Source organism: Neisseria sp. P0016.S008, from assembly GCF_051957775.1.
GTDB lineage: Bacteria > Pseudomonadota > Gammaproteobacteria > Burkholderiales > Neisseriaceae > Neisseria > Neisseria flavescens_B.
In genome coordinates, this window is record NZ_JBQCWB010000003.1 from 67,011 (window position 1) to 84,467 (window position 17,457).

Annotated in this window: 16 protein-coding genes; 4 read left to right on the top strand and 12 right to left on the bottom strand. The window is 49.0% G+C overall.

Translation table 11 applies throughout. The features are described from left to right. Positions 1-8: 8 nt before the first annotated feature. The 3 genes from parC to ACTHS8_RS04500 form a co-directional block, all read right to left on the bottom strand. Positions 9-2,312, bottom strand: coding sequence for a DNA topoisomerase IV subunit A (parC, locus tag ACTHS8_RS04490; protein ID WP_440373097.1), 2,304 nt, complete (start codon positions 2,310-2,312; stop codon positions 9-11). A 209-nt stretch (positions 2,313-2,521) separates the two neighbouring features. Beyond that, positions 2,522-3,844, bottom strand: coding sequence for an MFS transporter (locus tag ACTHS8_RS04495; RefSeq protein ID WP_440373098.1), 1,323 nt, complete (start codon positions 3,842-3,844; stop codon positions 2,522-2,524). Between the two features lie 200 nt (positions 3,845-4,044). After that, positions 4,045-5,088, bottom strand: coding sequence for a LacI family DNA-binding transcriptional regulator (locus ACTHS8_RS04500; protein ID WP_295847377.1), 1,044 nt, complete (start codon positions 5,086-5,088; stop codon positions 4,045-4,047). Between the two features lie 251 nt (positions 5,089-5,339). On the opposite strand from ACTHS8_RS04500, the gene pgi reads away from it, so the two are divergent. Then, positions 5,340-6,980 (top strand): glucose-6-phosphate isomerase, encoded by a 1,641-nt coding sequence (gene pgi, locus ACTHS8_RS04505; RefSeq protein WP_440373099.1) that lies wholly within the window; start codon positions 5,340-5,342, stop codon positions 6,978-6,980. 171 nt (positions 6,981-7,151) lie between these two features. On the opposite strand, the gene ftnA (ACTHS8_RS04510) is transcribed toward pgi, so the two are convergent. Continuing rightward, entirely contained in the window at positions 7,152-7,649 is a 498-nt protein-coding gene (ftnA, locus tag ACTHS8_RS04510) for a non-heme ferritin (protein ID WP_003686798.1), read from the bottom strand. 16 nt (positions 7,650-7,665) lie between these two features. After that, positions 7,666-8,151, bottom strand: coding sequence for a non-heme ferritin (gene ftnA, locus ACTHS8_RS04515; RefSeq protein WP_003686837.1), 486 nt, complete (start codon positions 8,149-8,151; stop codon positions 7,666-7,668). A 935-nt stretch (positions 8,152-9,086) separates the two neighbouring features. On the opposite strand from ftnA (ACTHS8_RS04515), the gene ACTHS8_RS04520 reads away from it, so the two are divergent. Together ACTHS8_RS04520 and ACTHS8_RS04525 are read left to right on the top strand one after the other, a co-directional pair. Then, positions 9,087-9,260 carry a hypothetical protein gene (locus tag ACTHS8_RS04520; protein WP_224783520.1) on the top strand — a complete coding sequence of 58 codons (174 nt, stop codon included), beginning with the start codon at positions 9,087-9,089 and terminating at the stop codon, positions 9,258-9,260. Positions 9,261-9,517: 257 nt separating this feature from the next. Then, on the top strand, positions 9,518-10,795 hold the full coding sequence (locus ACTHS8_RS04525; RefSeq protein WP_440373100.1) for an AmpG family muropeptide MFS transporter: 1,278 nt from the start codon (positions 9,518-9,520) through the stop codon (positions 10,793-10,795). 73 nt (positions 10,796-10,868) lie between these two features. On the opposite strand, the gene hpf is transcribed toward ACTHS8_RS04525, so the two are convergent. The 7 genes from hpf to ACTHS8_RS04560 form a co-directional block, all read right to left on the bottom strand. Next, on the bottom strand, positions 10,869-11,183 hold the full coding sequence (gene hpf, locus ACTHS8_RS04530) for a ribosome hibernation-promoting factor, HPF/YfiA family (RefSeq protein ID WP_003686778.1): 315 nt from the start codon (positions 11,181-11,183) through the stop codon (positions 10,869-10,871). Positions 11,184-11,232: 49 nt separating this feature from the next. Next, positions 11,233-12,588, bottom strand: coding sequence for an RNA polymerase factor sigma-54 (gene rpoN, locus ACTHS8_RS04535; protein ID WP_004518851.1), 1,356 nt, complete (start codon positions 12,586-12,588; stop codon positions 11,233-11,235). 165 nt (positions 12,589-12,753) lie between these two features. Then, a complete protein-coding gene (gene lptB / locus ACTHS8_RS04540) occupies positions 12,754-13,488 on the bottom strand; it encodes an LPS export ABC transporter ATP-binding protein (RefSeq protein WP_003679854.1) in 735 nt (244 codons plus the stop codon). A 70-nt stretch (positions 13,489-13,558) separates the two neighbouring features. Beyond that, on the bottom strand, positions 13,559-14,089 hold the full coding sequence (gene lptA / locus ACTHS8_RS04545; protein WP_049328829.1) for a lipopolysaccharide transport periplasmic protein LptA: 531 nt from the start codon (positions 14,087-14,089) through the stop codon (positions 13,559-13,561). Continuing rightward, positions 14,070-14,651 (bottom strand): LPS export ABC transporter periplasmic protein LptC, encoded by a 582-nt coding sequence (gene lptC / locus ACTHS8_RS04550; RefSeq protein ID WP_440373101.1) that lies wholly within the window; start codon positions 14,649-14,651, stop codon positions 14,070-14,072. The genes lptA and lptC overlap by 20 nt, the downstream gene beginning before the upstream one ends. After that, positions 14,648-15,184 carry a KdsC family phosphatase gene (locus ACTHS8_RS04555; RefSeq protein WP_003686818.1) on the bottom strand — a complete coding sequence of 179 codons (537 nt, stop codon included), beginning with the start codon at positions 15,182-15,184 and terminating at the stop codon, positions 14,648-14,650. Before ACTHS8_RS04555 ends, lptC begins: the two co-directional genes overlap by 4 nt. Positions 15,185-15,250: 66 nt before the next feature. Further along, positions 15,251-16,225 (bottom strand): KpsF/GutQ family sugar-phosphate isomerase, encoded by a 975-nt coding sequence (locus ACTHS8_RS04560; protein ID WP_440373102.1) that lies wholly within the window; start codon positions 16,223-16,225, stop codon positions 15,251-15,253. 134 nt (positions 16,226-16,359) lie between these two features. Here ACTHS8_RS04560 and tal point away from each other — a divergent pair, with 134 nt between their 5' ends. Further along, positions 16,360-17,415, top strand: coding sequence for a transaldolase (tal, locus tag ACTHS8_RS04565; protein WP_440373103.1), 1,056 nt, complete (start codon positions 16,360-16,362; stop codon positions 17,413-17,415). Positions 17,416-17,457 lie beyond the last annotated feature (42 nt).

Consider the following 17,457-nt stretch of genomic DNA (forward strand, 5'->3'; position numbering starts at 1 on the left):
TTCTTGTTTCAGGACAAACTTTTCAGACGGCCTGATATTTCCAATACCTTGCCTTTTTTACCGCGTTTACCGTCAATATCGGCAATACGCAGTTTTTCCTGATGTTCTGCACCGCGTCGGCCGACCGATACAACGGTAAATTCAGGAGAGGTCGTCACCATAATGTGTTCCAAAGATACACCATCGGCCAACGACATCAGCTGCAAACCGCGACCTTTAGGCATAACTTTGAGCTCGCCGATGGAAAACGCCAAGAGACGGTGGTCGCTGCTGGCCAGTACGACTTTGCAGTCAGGATTGATCAGTGAAGAAGCATAGACGGCAACCGGTGGCAGGACGGTTTCGCCGCTGTCCACAGTCATCACCACTTTACCCGCTTTCACGCGTCCGACCATATCGGCCAACTTAGTAATAAAGCCGTAACCGCCGCTGCCTGAGAGCAGGTAGTGCTGTTCGGGCTGTCCGGTGAGCATGGCGACGGGTTTCGCGCCGTTTTGCAGCTCGATTAACGATGAAACCGGCACGCCGTCGCCGCGTCCGCCGGGGATTTCGGCGGCATCGAGCGTGTAGGTTCTGCCCAATGAATCCAGGATGACGACGGGTAAAACGGTGCGGCCTTCGAGGGTTTGTTTGAGGCGGTCGCCTTCTTTGAATGCGGTTTGGCTTAAATCGAGATTATGTCCGGCACGGCTGCGTATCCAGCCTTTTTCCGACAGAATCAGGGTGATCGGCTCATCGGCGGTAGTCTGCGTCAACACAGCGCGTCCGGCTTCTTCCACCAGCGTGCGGCGTGCGTCGCCGAACTGCTTCATGTCCGCTTGCATCTCTTTGATAATCAGCTTGCGTTTTTCGTTTTCGTCACCCAAAAGGATATTCAGACGACCTTGTTCTTCGCGCAATTCGTTCAATTCTTTTTCGAGTTTGAAACCTTCCAAACGCGCCAACTGACGCAGGCGGATTTCCAAAATGTCTTCGGCTTGGATCTCGGTCAGCCCGAACGCCGCCATCAAATCAGCTTTCGGGTCGTCTGATTCACGAATGACTTTAATCACTTCGTCAATGTGCAGAAAGACTTTCAGACGGCCTTCGAGGATGTGCAACCGTTTTTCCACTTGGTTCAAACGGAATTTCAGACGGCGTGTTACGGTCACGACGCGGAAATCCAGCCATTCCTGCAAAATCGTTTTCAGGTTTTTCTGTGCGGGGCGGTTGTCCAAACCCATCATCACCAAGTTCATGGACACATTGCCTTCCAGCGAAGTTTGCGCCATCAGCGTGTTGATGAAGGTATCCGTATCGATACGGCTGGATTTTGGTTCAAATACAAGACGCACGGGATGCTCGCCGTCAGACTCATCGCGCACGCGGTCGATTAAATCCAGCATTAGCTTTTTGGTATTGAGCTGGTCTTGGTTGAGCTGCTTTTTGCCCGCTTTCGGTTTCGGGTTGGTTTGCTCTTCGATTTCGGCAAGGATTTTGGCGGAATTGGCGTTCGGCGGCAGCTCGGTCACAATCACGCGCCATTGTCCGCGCGCCAATTTCTCGATTTCATAACGCGCACGCACGCGCACGCTGCCCTTGCCGGTTTCGTAAATGCGGCGCAATTCGTCCGCCGGCGTGATGATTTGACCGCCGCCGGCAAAATCGGGCGCAGGAATGTATTTCATCAGGTCGGCGGTTTCCAGCGTCGGCTTTTTCAACAACGCAATCGCCGCCTGCGTAACTTCGTTCAAATTGTGCGACGGAATTTCGGTTGCCATGCCCACCGCAATGCCCGACGCGCCGTTGAGCAACACCATAGGCAGGCGGGCGGGCAAGTGTACAGGTTCGTCAAATGCGCCGTCATAGTTCGGCACAAAATCCACCGTCCCCTGATTGATTTCGGACAACAGCAATTCTGCAATCGGCGTCAGCCGCGCTTCGGTGTAACGCATCGCCGCCGCACCGTCGCCATCGCGCGAACCGAAGTTGCCGATGCCGTCGATTAAGGGATAGCGCAAGGTAAAATCCTGCGCCATGCGAACCATTGCTTCATAGGCGGAACTGTCGCCATGAGGGTGGTATTTACCCAAAATCTCGCCGACCACGCGCGCCGATTTCACCGGTTTTGCCCCCGCCGTCAAACCCATATCTCGCATGGCAAACAAAATACGTCGTTGTACAGGCTTTTGGCCGTCTGAAACTTCAGGCAGCGCGCGGCCTTTGACCACGCTCATGGCGTATTCGAGATAGGCGCGTTCGGCGTATTGACCTAACAGCAGGTAGTCTTCGCCAACAGGAGATGGGCTTGGAGCGGAAATGTGTTCTGTCATCAGGATGGTAAAACGAAATAAATTAAAGAAGGATATTGTAAAGCAAAATCGGTAGTCATAGCCAATTTGAGTGATGAACGGTAGTGCAGCGACAATAAGGCTTACCGAATCGGGTCAGCAAATGGAATCCGTTTCGACAAAAAAAGGCCGTCTGAAACCATTTCATGTTTCAGACGGCCTTTTCATTTTGGTTTTAAATCAAGACTTCGTTATTCTGCAGTAGCCGGTTTGGCCGCAGTTTTAATGGTTAAGGTCACCGCTGCGGCGATGGCGAGGAAAACACCGGCAAAAGTCATCGCGTTGGCAGGGTTTGAACCCAAGAAGGTTTTGTATACCCAGCCGAAAGATACGGTTTCAATCAGCATAGGAATCACAATCATCATGTTCACAATACCCATGTACACGCCGTAACGTTCTTTCGAAATAGAACCGACCACAATCATAAACGGCACGCCCATCATACTTGCCCAGCCGACACCGAAACCGATCATCGGGGCAAACATCAGGTATTTGTTGCCGATGTGCGGAATGGTGAGCAAGGCCAACGCGGCAAGGGTAACGGCAAAGGCGTGAACATATTTGGCGGCGTATTTGCGCGCCATCCACATCAGGCCGAAGGCGGAGATAAAGGTTACAACGTTGTAGAAACCGTTTACCAAACCGGTCCATGCAACCGCTTGACTATACGCTTCAGTATTTTCAACAGTCGAATCCCAAACGGATTGGACGATACTGTGGGAAATATATTGCCAGTAGATAAAGAGTGCGTACCATTGAAAGAGGTATACCAAAGCCAGTTGCCACAGGGCAGTCGGCATTTCGCGTACAGCAACGATAATATCTTTAACAGCATGAGCCGGACCGCTTGGTTGCGCCTTAATGGCCGCCATTTCTGCAGGACTAGGCTCGCGTTCGGATGTCGATAAAACAGTAACCAAAACCGAACCGATAGAGCAAACCGCACCAATATAGAACGAACCAAATACCCAATACGGGATACCCGCTTCGGAAGTTTGTTGTAACCAGCCGATTTGCTGGAAGATGAAGAGGGAAACGTTGGCCAGTGTAATACCCAAACCGGTAAACACAGACTGCATCAAGAAGCCGGTAGATTGCTGATGTTCGGGAACCGTATCGGCAATAAAGGCACGGAAAGGTTCCATTGCAGTGTTGTTACTAATGTCCAAAAGCCACAGCAACAATACGGCCACCCACAATGCGGTAACGTGCGGATAGATAAAGAGACAAAGGCTGCAACCGATGGCGCCGATCAAGAAATATGGACGGCGGCGACCCAATCCAGGCACCCAAGTGCGGTCACTCATCGCACCAATCATCGGCTGCACCAGCAAACCGGTAATCGGACCTGCCATATTCAAAATCGGCAACTGGCTCGGATCGGCATGAAGAAAGCTGAAAATCGGATTAATCGCAGTTTGCTGCAACCCGAAGCTATATTGAATGCCGAAGAAACCGAAGTTCATCAGCATAATCTGGCGAAGTGTCATCGCCACTTGTGGGGAGATTTTCATAGGAAGGCTACTCCTGGGTAATAAACTATGGAAACAACAAACTCCAATTTCAGCGGTATGACGCTTTTATTATATTTGGGCTGCCCTTTTTACTGAGGCAACTCCGTTTTCAGACGGCCTTTATTTTGACCGTTTGCATGATTCTTATTTTGATGTGTGTTTGTGTTGTTTAAAGCTTATTATTTTCAGGCCGTCTGAAACTATTTATTAATCACAGACTGACGCCAGATGGTTTCCCCAACAACCTTGACTGGCTGAACCGCACCGGTCGGGTGTTCAATATATCGAAACAGCAAATCCGCCGCCATCGCACCCATGCGCAAATAAGGCAACTCTGTACTGGTCAACGGCGGAAACAGCGTCTCCGCAATCGCGCTGTGGTTATCATATCCGGCAACCGAAACTTGTTCGGGAACCCGCACGCCGCGCGTCCTCAAAATCCCGTACACGCGCACTGCCATTTCATCGTTGCCGCAACAAATTACCGTCGGCGGAAGCGGCAAAGACAGTAGCTTCAAAATAGCCGAAATCAAAGACCCGCTGTCGTTGCTGAAGTCAGGATAACCAGTCTGCACCAAATCAGGATCGAAGACAATATCCGCATCAGCCAAAGCACGGCGGTATCCGGCCGATCTCAAACGCGTCGCTTCCACGCCCGGCTGCAAAGTCACATAAGCAATCCGTTTGTGGCCGCTTTGGATAATCCTGCGCACCAAGCCATACTGCCCTGCTTCGTCATCCGGCAAAACCGCAGGCGTACCCGCCGAATCAAAGCAGTTGACCAACACCATCGGGCACCGGTTGGGCACTTCCGGCAGCAACACTTCCTGATGGAAACCTGCCACATATAAAATCCCTTCGGCACGATGCTCCATAAAGGTACGGATCAGCGGCTCCATCTGACCGGGCTGACCCGGCTTATTGTCGATGTCGGCAATCATCAAAATCTTGCCTTGTGCGCGAATCTGCTGCTGAATGCCCTTAATCAAGAACATATCCGGTATGCCGTGTCCGCCCGTATTCTCGCCTGTCCGCGAAATGGCGCCGGTAATCAGACCGACCAATCCGGAACGGTGTGACCGCATAATCCGCGCCGCAGAAGACGGGATATAGCCCAAAGCAGCAATCGCTGTTTCTACTTTGGAACGGGTTTTATCACTGACCGGCGCATCGCCGTTAATTACCCGGCTGACCGTCTTGGGAGATACCCCGGCATAAGCAGCGACATCATAAATTGTAGCCATCTTACGGACCCGTCCCGACAAGATTTCAATAATGTTACATAGGATAACACAGCAGACATCGGTGTCATACCCCCTTTTTTACAGAAACTTGATGATAATCAACCGTTTCTATTGCATTTTGCATACATTTCTTAAACAAAACCGCCCCTACCATCTCCCATAAGTTGTCCAAATTTGTTAAACTACAAACAACTACAAAAAGCAGAAAATAGATACCCTGCTTGTTTACCGTTACATACTAAGGAAACGAAATGTCCGCATACTCAGACGCATGGCAGGCCTTGGAAGCCCATCATGCCGATACTCAACACGTTACCCTGCGCGAACGCTTCGCCGCAGATGCCGAACGTTTCAACAATATGCACGAAATTCTGCACGGTTTGTTATTTGATTACAGCAAAAACCGCCTAGATGAAAACACCCTTGATTTATTGTGCCAACTGGCCGAAGCAGCCGATTTACCACAATATATGCAGGCTATGAGCAGCGGTGAAAAAATCAACACCAGCGAACACCGCGCCGTCCTCCACACTGCCCTGCGCCTGCCTGCCAATGCCAAACCTGTTTACGTTGACGGCGAAAACATCGTGCCCAATATTCATCACGAACTCAACCGCGCACTCGAATTCGCACGCCAACTCCTAGACGGCACGCACGCAGGCATTACCGGCAAACCGATTACCGACCTGGTTCACATCGGTATCGGCGGCTCCGATTTAGGCCCGCGTATGGCCACACAGGCGCTGCAACCCTATTGGCAAAACATCCGCGTCCACTTTGTCAGCAACTCCGATGATGCCGACCTGACCCAAACCCTTCTCGGCCTCAACCCCGAAACCACCGTATTCAGCATTGCCAGCAAATCGTTCCGCACACCGGAAACCCTGCTCAATGCCTACGCTGCGCGTACTTGGTACCGCGATGCAGGTTTGCCTGATTCCGGCATCTACCGCCACTTCTGCGCCATTTCCGCCGATGTGGCCGCAGCCCAAAACTTCGGCATCTCCCCCGACAAAGTCTTCGCCATGTCCGACTGGGTCGGAGGCCGCTATTCCGTCTGGTCGCCCATCGGCCTGCCGCTGATGGTTGCCGTCGGAGAAAAAGCATTCCGCAAAATGCTGGCTGGCGCACACGCGATGGATACCCACTTCTTCGAAACGCCATTCCGCCACAACATTCCCGTCCTGATGGCGCTCATCAACGTTTGGTACAACAACTTCCAACATTCAGACGGCCAAACCGTTGTCCCATACAGCCACAACATGCGCCTCTTTACTCCATGGCTCAACCAGCTCGATATGGAAAGCCTCGGCAAACAGCGTACTTCAGACGGCCAACCTGTTTCCTGTACCACCGGCGGCATTGTATTCGGCGATGAAGGCGTCAACTGCCAACATGCCTACTTCCAGCTTCTGCACCAAGGTACGCGTCTGATTCCCGTCGATTTCATCGTCCCCATGACCACAATCTACGGCAACCACCGCCAACACCGCTTTACCGTTGCCAATGCCTTCGCCCAAGCCGAAGCGTTGATGAAAGGCAAAACCTTGGACGAAGTGCAAATCGAATTGGCCGCCCTGCCCCAAGACGAACGCGACCGTCTTGCACCGCAAAAAGAATTCCCCGGCAACCGTCCGAGCAACAGCCTGCTCATCGACAGCCTGACGCCTTTCAACCTCGGCATGCTGATGGCTGCTTACGAACACCGCACCTTCGTACAGGGTGTGATTTGGCGTATCAACCCCTTCGACCAATGGGGCGTGGAATACGGCAAAGAGCTGGCCAAAACCATCGAACCCGAACTCGAACGCGGCACGCCTGCACACGACAGCTCCACCAACGGTCTGATCGCCTTCTACCGCAACTGCAACGCAAGATCGAAGGCCGTCTGAAAATAAAATGCCCGTAAGACAAGCATATCTGCCTGTCTTACGGGCATTTCAAAACCTAATCGGCGGTAAGAATGAACCGTTAAAGCACCGCACTTTTAGACAAAAGTAGCTAGATTTTGATATAAAAAAAGGCTAAATCAATAATGACTTAGCCTTTTTCATCAGACTTGATTAGTTGTTTGTTGTTAATGCGCCTAAATCTTTATCAACTAAGAACAAACCTTTACCATCTTCACCAAGAAGATTTAATTTATCCAAAATTCCACTGAATAATTTTTCTTCTTCATGTTGTTCAGCCACATACCATTGTAAGAAGTTAAAGGCAGAGTAGTCTTTCTCTTCAAAAGTTCTACCAACTAATTCATTGATTTTAGAGGTAATTAACTTTTCATGTTCATAAGTTAATTCAAGTACTTGTTTCAATGATGAAAATTGATGAGGTGGTTCATCAATTTGTGTGATGATAGCCAATGCGCCGGTCTCATTTAAATAAGTGAAGAGTTTACGCATATGCTGCATTTCCTCAGCCGCATGCTCTGATAAAAATTTTGCAGCTCCTTCGAAACCTTGTTGTTCGCACCAGGCGCTCATTTGTAAATATAAGTTAGAAGAATAAAACTCTAAATTCATTTGATCATTTAATAGTTTAATCACGCTATTTGATAACATTTTATTTCTCCTATTCTTATAAAGTTTTTAATTCACGATCAATGTAGTAGAGCGCTGTACCACTTTCACCAAGAAGTTTGAATTTATCAACAATACTGTTAAATAATTTTTCTTCTTCATGCTGTTCAGCTACATACCATTGTAAGAAGTTAAAAGTAGAGTAATCCTTTTCTGCAAAAGTACTCTCAACTAACTCATTAATTTTAGATGTCACTAGTTTTTCGTGTTCAAGTGTTGTTTCAAAAACTTCTTTTAATGAAGCGTAATCGTGTTTAGGGGCGTCAATTTTACCTAACAAAGGCATTCCACTGGTTTCGCTCACATAAGTAAACAACTTTTGCATATGTTCCAATTCTTCATCGGCATGACGAAGTAAAAATGCTGCAGCGCCTTCATAACCATGTTTATGGCACCATGCACTCATTTGCAAATAGACATTTGATGAATACAACTCGAGATTAATTTGTTCGTTTAATTTTGCTGTAATTGACTTACTTAGCATAACTAACTCCTTTTCTTAATGCGGTTAATAGATGTATCACAATACAAAATTTGTATTTGCGGATGAATTTTACTCATTTTATTGAGAATAGTCAATTTTATTTTATCAATTTTTATTGTAACCCATTAATTTAAAAGGATTTTATAAATAAATCATTCTCATTTGGTTCCATTTAATGAAATGAGTTATCAATACCGCCTTTGCCTAAATTCTCTAGAGAAATGATGAGGTGTTGGAAGGAGAATCGTAGATTTCCAAAGTTTTTTGCTCTCACTTATCAACTCCAAAATACTGGATAAATAGAAAACATGAAAATTCAATGTTTTTTATAGAATTACGCATCAAAGCGATATAGTTTCAAAGTAGGTTATCCTTAATATTTGAATGTGACAATTACCATTTATTATTTAACATAATATACATATTGTTGAAAAATCTACTGGTTAACTTCAATCAGGGAAAGCATGAAGAAGTTAGGAAGTTGGTTGGAAAGTTGATTAGGGTAGATTTTATTCAAATGAAAGACTAGGCTATGAAATCAAAATTTGTGTATAAGTTACTGGTAATTTCAAAGTACCTGTACATTTTAATTTGTATATCAATACCAATCGTTTTTATTTATGAAAGCTACCAAGGAGATAATGTTGATTTTATGATTTATATTCATGCTTTTATTATTTTTTCCATATTGGGTGTATTGACTCAATATTCTACATCTAATTTTTTTGAAAAGGAAAAATAACATGATTGAACTATCCATTGAGGATCTGGAACTAATTTATGGAGGAGGCTTAGGAGAGAGAATCCTTCAAGGAGGAGCAAATGGTGCATAAATAGGAGGAGCAAATGGTGCATAAATAGGAGGATCAATTGGTGCAGGTATTGGTCTGGGTGTCGGTATAGCTTTTGGCAGTATTCCTGCCGGACCAGCTATTATGGTCGGTGGCACAATTGGTGCTGCTGTTGGTGCTGCAACTGGTATGGGTGTTGCAGCATATGAGTATTACCAAGAAACTCAGCCTAAAGGGACAGTAACGGTCGGTCCGATTTCTGCTTTTGCTGTGGACAAATCAGGAAACGGCTACACTGACGGCACAAATTACCACTGATATTTCTCATCGTTCAAACGATCTCTAGGGGTCGTCTGAAACTTTCTTAACTTCAATTTTATGAATACACCCAAGCAACCCTTCTTCCGTCCTGAAGTCTCCGTTGCCCGCCAAATCAGTTGTTCCAACAAAAGGCCGTCTGAAACTTAATTTGTCAAAGTTTCAGACGGCCTTTATTCAATAAAGATAGCAGAAGTTAATTCGCCATATCCCCCATCTTTGCTACAATATCCCTTTCCTTTTTTATTGATTCCACTATGACCACCGCACCCCAAACCAGCACTTGGCGCAAGATTTTCTCGCGCAGTATGCTGATTTGTATCTTTACAGGCTTCACTTCGGGGCTGCCGCTTTATTTTCTGATCAACCTTATTCCTGCATGGTTGCGCAGCGAACATGTCGATTTGAAAACCATCGGCCTGATGGCACTTATCGGGCTGCCTTTCACTTGGAAATTTATCTGGTCTCCCGTCATTGATTTGGTCAGATTACCTTTTTTAGGACGGCGGCGCGGTTGGATGCTGGTTACGCAAATTGGTTTGCTGCTGACCTTGCTCATTTACGCCTTCCTAAATCCTGCTCAGCATTTATATGTAATTATGGGCTTATCGTTGGTGGTTGCCTTTTTCTCTGCCAGCCAAGATATTGTATTGGATGCATTTCGCCGCGAAATTTTGTCAGATGAAGAATTAGGCTTGGGCAACTCCATCCACGTCAATGCCTACCGTATCGCCGCTTTGGTACCCGGCTCGCTCAGCTTGATTTTGGCCGACTTGATGCCTTGGCACAACGTATTCATCATTACTGCACTATTTATGCTGCCAGGTCTGCTGATGACCCTGTTTTTAGCTAAAGAGCCTGACACTCCCCCATCTGCGTCGCGTACATTTGCCCAAACAGTTTCCGACCCTTTCAGTGAGTTCTTCTCCCGCAAAGGAATCAAACAGGCCATATTGGTATTGCTGTTTATCTTTCTCTACAAACTGGGCGACAGCATGGCAACATCTCTGGCAACGCCGTTTTATCTGGACATAGGCTTCAGCAAAACCGACATCGGCCTCATTGCTAAAAATGCCGGCCTATGGCCTGCTGTCATTGCCGGTATTGTAGGCGGCATTTGGATGTTGAAACTCGGTATCAACAGGGCATTATGGGTTTTCGGTGTAGCCCAATGGGTAACGATTCTAGGCTTTGCTTGGCTGGCAAATTTTGGCAAGTTTGAAACCATCACCCTGGCAGAGCAAATGATGCTTGCGGCCGTGATTGGTGCAGAAGCAGCGGGTGTAGGTCTGGGTACGGCGGCGTTTGTTGCCTATATGGCTCGTGAAACCAATCCTGCATTTACGGCCACACAATTAGCCCTCTTTACCAGCCTGTCAGCCGTTCCACGTACATTTATCAATGCTTCGGCAGGTTATCTGATTGAAGCGATGGGTTACTTTAATTTCTACTGGCTGTGTTTCGCTTTGGGTATACCGGGTATGTTGCTGCTGTTTAAAGTGGCACCATGGAATGGCGAAAAAGTGAGTAACTAGATTGCCAGTCTAAAACATCTAGTAAAACAAAAGGCCGTCTGAATGTTCAGACGGCCTTTATCATACAAAAACTTTATTCTGCTTCAGGTTTGACAGTACTGCGGACATCGCCGCTTTTTTCTTTATGTTTCAAAACAGCGCGGTCGAGCTTATCCATCAAAACATCAATCGCGGCGTACATATCCTGTTCGATCGCTTCAACGTGCAAATCTTTGCCTGCCAGATGCGCATCGGCTTCGGCTTTTTGATTGACTTTTTCCACCGAGAGTGTAATGGTCACGGAGATGATGTTGTCGGCGTGGCGATTGATTCGTGCCAACTTGTCAGAAACATAGTTTTTGATGGCTTCGGTAACATCAAAATTCAGACCGGTGATTTTCAGATTCATGATACAGCTCCTTCGGTTGGTTAGTCCGTCAAAACGGATCGGAATATATCTACTCGGTAAATTTTCGTTTGTGTGCCGGTGGGATGTCTAATGATTCTCTATATTTAGCAACTGTACGTCTGGCAATTTCAATGCCGCGTTGTTTTAATAATTTGACGAGGGTCTCGTCCGAATAGGGTTTGCTGCTGTCTTCACTTTCAATCAACTGGCTCAATACGGCTTTGATTGCGCCTTGGCTGAACCCTTCGCCATCATCATCGGCATTGACTGCCTGTGTGAAGAAATAGCGTAACGCAAACAGGCCGCGCGGGCAAGACAAATATTTCTGATTGGCGGCACGCGAGATGGTACTTTCCGCCAAACCCAATTCGGCGGCGGCATCTTTCATCAGCATGGGAGACAGGCCGATTTCTCCGAAGATGAAAAAATCTTCCTGATTTTTGACGATATACTCGGCAAGGCGGAGGACAGTGCTTTTACGCAGCTCCAAAGAATCAATGCGCTGCTTGGCTTCGTTGATTTTTTCCTTCCACTCCGGTGCGCCCTCTTCCTCTGATTTCATCAGGTCGCAATATTCCTGATTGAGCTGCAGCTTCGGCCAAGCCGCTTCGTTGCTGATGACTTCCCAGCCGTCCTTGCCCTCTTTGACCCAAACGTCAGGCTGAATATAAGGCGTAGGCGTGGCAGAGGCGAAGCCGTAGGCTGGATAGGGATTGAGCCCGGCAATCATATCGAGCGCGGCTTCTATGGTTTTGCTGTCGGTATCGGGATAAAGTTTGCGGAAACGCAGAACGTTTTGTTTGCGGTTTTTGCCTAAGTCTTGAAGCGAACTTTGCACCAAATGCGCGGCCATTTGTCGGGCAGGAGAAGCCGGCAAACGCATTAACTGCAACATAAGCGACTCGGTCAAATCCGCCGCCGCCACGCCGGGCGGCTCAAAGGTTTGCAATACATCCAGCGCGTTTTGCAGGGCTTCTTCGTCCAGCATCCATTCCAACGGCGTGTGGTCGATAATTTCTTCGAGGCTGTCGGTGAGGTAGCCTTGTTCGTCCAAAAAATCAATCAAGACGTGAACATAGGCCGCTTCCACTTGCGAGAGCGGATGCTCGCACACTTGGGCATGCAGATAGTGTTTGAAATCCTCTTCTTCGGCGATGTTGCTCCAAATATCTTCGGCATCGTCGCCGCTCAACTGCTGACCTGCGCGCGGCATGGTTACCGCACGGTTGAGCCCGCTATCGGCAAATTCATCGCTTTCCGGACGCTCAAGCAGAGGATTGTCTGACAACCAGTCTTCCACTTCGCGCTCAAGCTCAAGACCCGACATCTGCAAGATGCGCAGAGACTGTTGCAGCCGCTGGTTGAGCTGCTGGGTCTGTTTGAGTTTAAGGACGAGTGAAGACATAGTGTTTAATTCGAAATGTATGGATAGTTTTTCAGACGGCCTTTATACGGCAGGCCGTCTGAAAGATTAGTTTATCGGTATTATATTTGTATTTTTAGTGATTATTCCAATATTTATAGCCGCCCTCAATTGAAATGAGGGTCTCATATACCGTCAAATATGCATTCAATATTTGAAATTTTCACCCAAATAAACCGAACGGACTTGTTCATTGTTGACTAAATCATCCGGCTTGCCTGAAGCCAATACCGTACCGTCGCTGATGATGTAGGCACGGTCGCAGATGCTGAGGGTTTCGCGCACGTTGTGGTCGGTAATCAATACGCCGATACCGCGTGATTTGAGGAACTCGATGATTTTCTGAATATCGATGACGGCAATCGGGTCAACGCCGGCAAAAGGTTCGTCCAACAAAATGAAACGCGGCTGCATGGCCAACACGCGCGCGATTTCGACACGGCGGCGTTCGCCACCGGACAAGGACGGCGCAGGGTTGTTGCGCAGGCGCTCAATATTCAAATCTGCCAACAGTTTTTCAAGTTCGGCATCGATGCGGCTTTTGTCCTTCATGCTGATTTCCAAAATGGCGCGGATATTTTGTTCCACGGTCATTTTGCGGAAAATCGAGGCCTCCTGCGGCAGATAGCCAACGCCGAGGCGGGCGCGTTCGTGAATGGGCAGGTGGCGCAATTCTTGGCCGTCCAACATTACGCTGCCTGCATCGGCGGCAATCAGGCCGACTATCATGTAAAAGCTGGTGGTCTTACCCGCGCCGTTGGGGCCGAGCAGGCCGATGACTTCGCCGCTTTCGATTTCAAGGGAGAAGCTTTTGACGACTTGGCGTTTTTTGAAACTTTTTTGCAGGTTTTGAACCACAAGACGGCTGTTGTTTGCGCTCATATTCTGTTGACTTTCGATATTGACCTCAGGCCGTCTGAACCTTTTTCAGACGGCCTTTTTGTGTGTTTTCTTATTTGTTTTTCTGCGTGCTGGACGGCTGGATGACAACGCTGACGCGGCCGGATTTGGCGGCGGATTTCACACCGGATTTGGCGCTGCCGTTGATGGTGTAAACCTCGGTTTTGGTGTTGTAAGTGATGACCGCACCTTCAGCCACATCGCCGCCGCGCTGTACTTTGGCATTGCCGGTCAGGGTAACCAGACTGGCTGCGGAAGAATACGTGACGGTATTGGCTTGGCCGTTGACCACGCCTTTGCCGCCGTCCAACTCTTGGCTGAATTTGACGGGCGAGCCGGTGGCTTTCATTAACTGCTCGCTTTTGTCGTTGCGTGAAACAGTCACGCTGCCGGCGCGGATATTGAGCGTGCCTTGTTTGATGATGACGTTGCCGGAAAAGGTAGTGCTTTGGTTGTTTTGGTCAAGCGAGCCTTGGTCGGCTTCGATTTGAATCGGCTGCTTGCTGTCGCTTTGCAGGGCAAAGGCCGGGCTGGCGGCAAAAACGGCAACAAGGGCTAAGGTTTTACAAATTTTTTGTATCATAAATTGTGGCTTTCACTTTGGAAGGGAAATTCAGCAAACCGGTTTTGTGGTCATAAGTCATGCCGTTTGCCTGACCGCCGGACTGTCCGTATTGGAAAGTAACAGGACTGTCGGTATGGGCGTATTGCGCTTCGGTATCGACATTCAACCGTTCGGTTTTGACGATGCCGGCCAAACGCTTGGCATCTGCCTCTTTGTTTAAGACGACATTCTGTTCAAAAACGACTTTTTTGTTTTGAATATTGTACGCGGCCTTGTCGCTGCCGACTTCGTACAGCAGGCTGCCGTCGCGGTAAAACGAAAGATGCGGTTTGTCCAAATGCACGTCCGCGCTATTCGGATATTGGACGGCATCGACCGCGCTCAGGTTTTCTTTCAGACGGCCTTCTTGGTCAAAACGTTTGCCGTTGATGCCTTTCATCGAATATTGCGGCTCATTCGGATTGAGGACGACTTCTTCGACCTGCACTTCGCTGATGCGGCCGAGCCACGCCGCCAATGCGCCAAGTGAAACGGCCAACACCAGCGGAAAGGCGATTCCGTAACGCCATCTGATTTTCATCGTACATACTCTTTCAAAGCAGGTTCAAGCGTACCTTGCGCCTGCATAATCAAATCGCACACTTCACGCACTGCGCCTGCGCCGCCAGAACGTCGGGTTACATAATGGGCGTATTGCAAAGTAAACCAATGCGCTTCAGGGACGGCGACCGCCAATCCGCAACGCACCATCACGGGCAAATCAACGACATCGTCGCCGACAAAGGCACACTCATGCTCTTCCACACCGGCCTGTTCGCGTAATTGGGCGTAGGCGGCACGTTTGTCGTGAATGCCTTTGAAGTAATAGTTGATACCGAGCTGCTTCACGCGGATACCGACGGAAGGTGCATCGCGGCCGGTAATAATCGCCGTTTGCACACCGCTGGCCTGAAGCATTTTCAATCCGTGTCCGTCCAAAGTGTGGAACGATTTGATTTCTTCGCCGTTGTCGCGGATAAAAATGCGGCCGTCGGTCAAAACGCCGTCCACATCCAGTATCAGCAGTTTGATACCTAAAGCGCGTTGTTGCAGGTCGGAAGAGAGGTTTTGCATAAGGTTTCCTTATTTCAGACGGCCTATTCTAGCATAAGGCCGTCTGAAAACGTTTTTGCCGTCGTTTCAGACAATTCGTGCCATCAATAAATCATGCATGTTCAGCGCGCCAATCAGTACGCCGTTTTCTTCGACCACCAGCAAACCGTTCACATGGCTGCTCTGCATGGCTTTCAAGGCTTCAGTGGCAAGACGGTCGGCAGAGATGGTTTTCGGCGAAGCGTGCATGATGTCGTCCACTTTCAAACCGGCAAAGCTGTCGCGTTCTTGAAACAGACGGCGCAAATCGCCATCGGTAAATACGCCTTTCAGACGGCCTTCGGCATCGGTTACCGCCAACATGCCCAAGCCTTTTTCACTCATGCGGACAATGGCCTCTTTCAATGGCGTGCCCAACAAAACGGCTGGCAGGGCTTCTTCTTTGTGCATAATATCCGCCACGCGCAGCAGCAGGCGTTTGCCCAAGCTGCCGGCCGGATGGCTCAACGCGAAATCGTCGGGCGTAAACGCGCGTGCCTGCAGCAATACTACCGCCAGCGCATCGCCCAACGCCATTACGGCGGTCGTGCTGGAAGTCGGTGCAAGGCCGAGCGGACAAGCTTCTTTGGAAACAGCCGCGGTAATATGGATATCGGCATGGCGCGCCATGGTCGAAGTCGGATGGGCAGTGATACAAATAAGCGTGATGTTTTTGCGTTTCAACGCCGGAATAATCGCCGCAATTTCATCGCTTTCGCCGGAGTTGGAAATAGCAACCACGACATCGTGGTCCACAATCATGCCCAAATCGCCATGCGCCGCTTCGGCAGGATGGACGAAAAACGCAGGCGTACCGGTGGAAGCCATGGTTGCCGCCATTTTGCGGCCGATGTGTCCGGACTTGCCCATGCCGGTAATAACGACCCTACCCTTGCAGTGCAACAACGCTTCCGCCGCACGGACAAAATCATAGTCCAACGCCGCCGCAATTTCACGCAAACCTTCGGCTTCCGTATCCAATACATCGCGCGCCCAGTCGAGATAAAGTGTGTTTTCCGCCATCAAAGCCACCTTTCGTACTTGAATTTAGGTTTGTTTTGCCCAAATTAATCGGCTGTAAACTGTTCAAATTCATCGAATCGGCGTAGCATTACCGCCACTTCACAAACAAACCTATTATGTAAAAGGAATCAGAGATGACTATTTTATCGGACGTTAAAGCATTAGGACAACAAATCTGGTTGGACAATCTCTCCCGTTCGCTGGTACAAAGCGGCGAATTGGCAGAAATGCTGAAACAAGGTGTGTGTGGCGTCACTTCCAATCCTGCCATTTTCCAAAAAGCCTTTGCCGGAGACGCGCTGTACGCCGATGAAGTAGCCGCGCTCAAACAGCAAGACCTGACGCCAAAACAACGCTACGAAACCATGGCGGTTGCCGATGTGCAAGCCGCTTGCGACGTGTGCCTTGCCGAACACGAATCCACCAGCGGCAAAACAGGCTTCGTCAGCCTCGAAGTTTCGCCTGAATTGTCCAAAAACGCACAAGGCACGGTTGAAGAAGCGTGCCGCCTGCACGCCGCCATCGGCCGTAAAAATGTCATGATTAAAGTACCGGCAACCGACGAAGGCATCGAAGCGCTTGAAACCCTTGTTTCAGACGGCATCAGCGTCAACCTGACCCTGCTCTTCTCCCGCGCCCAAACCCTCAAAGCCTATGCGGCCTACGCGCGCGGCATTACCAAACGTTTGGAAGCGGGACATGATGTTTCCCATATCCACGTTGTCGCCAGCTTCTTTATTTCCCGTGTCGATGCCGCGTTGGACGCCACCCTGCCCGACCACCTCAAAGGCAAAGTCGCCATCGCGCTGGCCAAAGCCGCCTATCAAGATTGGGCGCAATACTTCGGCAGCAGCGAATTTGCCGCACTTGCCGAAAAAGGTGCCAACCGCGTACAACTTTTGTGGGCATCCACAGGCGTGAAAAACCCTGCCTATCCTGACACGTTGTACGTTGACAGCCTGATTGGCGCCCATACCGTCAACACCGTTCCCGATGCCACACTTAAAGCCTTTATCGACCACGGCACCGCCAAAGCCACTTTGACCGAAGGTGTTGATGAAGCCCAAGCGCAGCTTGCCGAAACCGCGAAACTCGGCATCGATGTCGAAACCTTGGCAACTCGTTTGCAGGAAGACGGTTTGAGACAATTTGAAGACGCTTTCGCCAAACTACTGGCTCCCTTGGCTTAAGCGGATTGAACGGACGGCCGAGAAACTTAAATCATTTTGAAA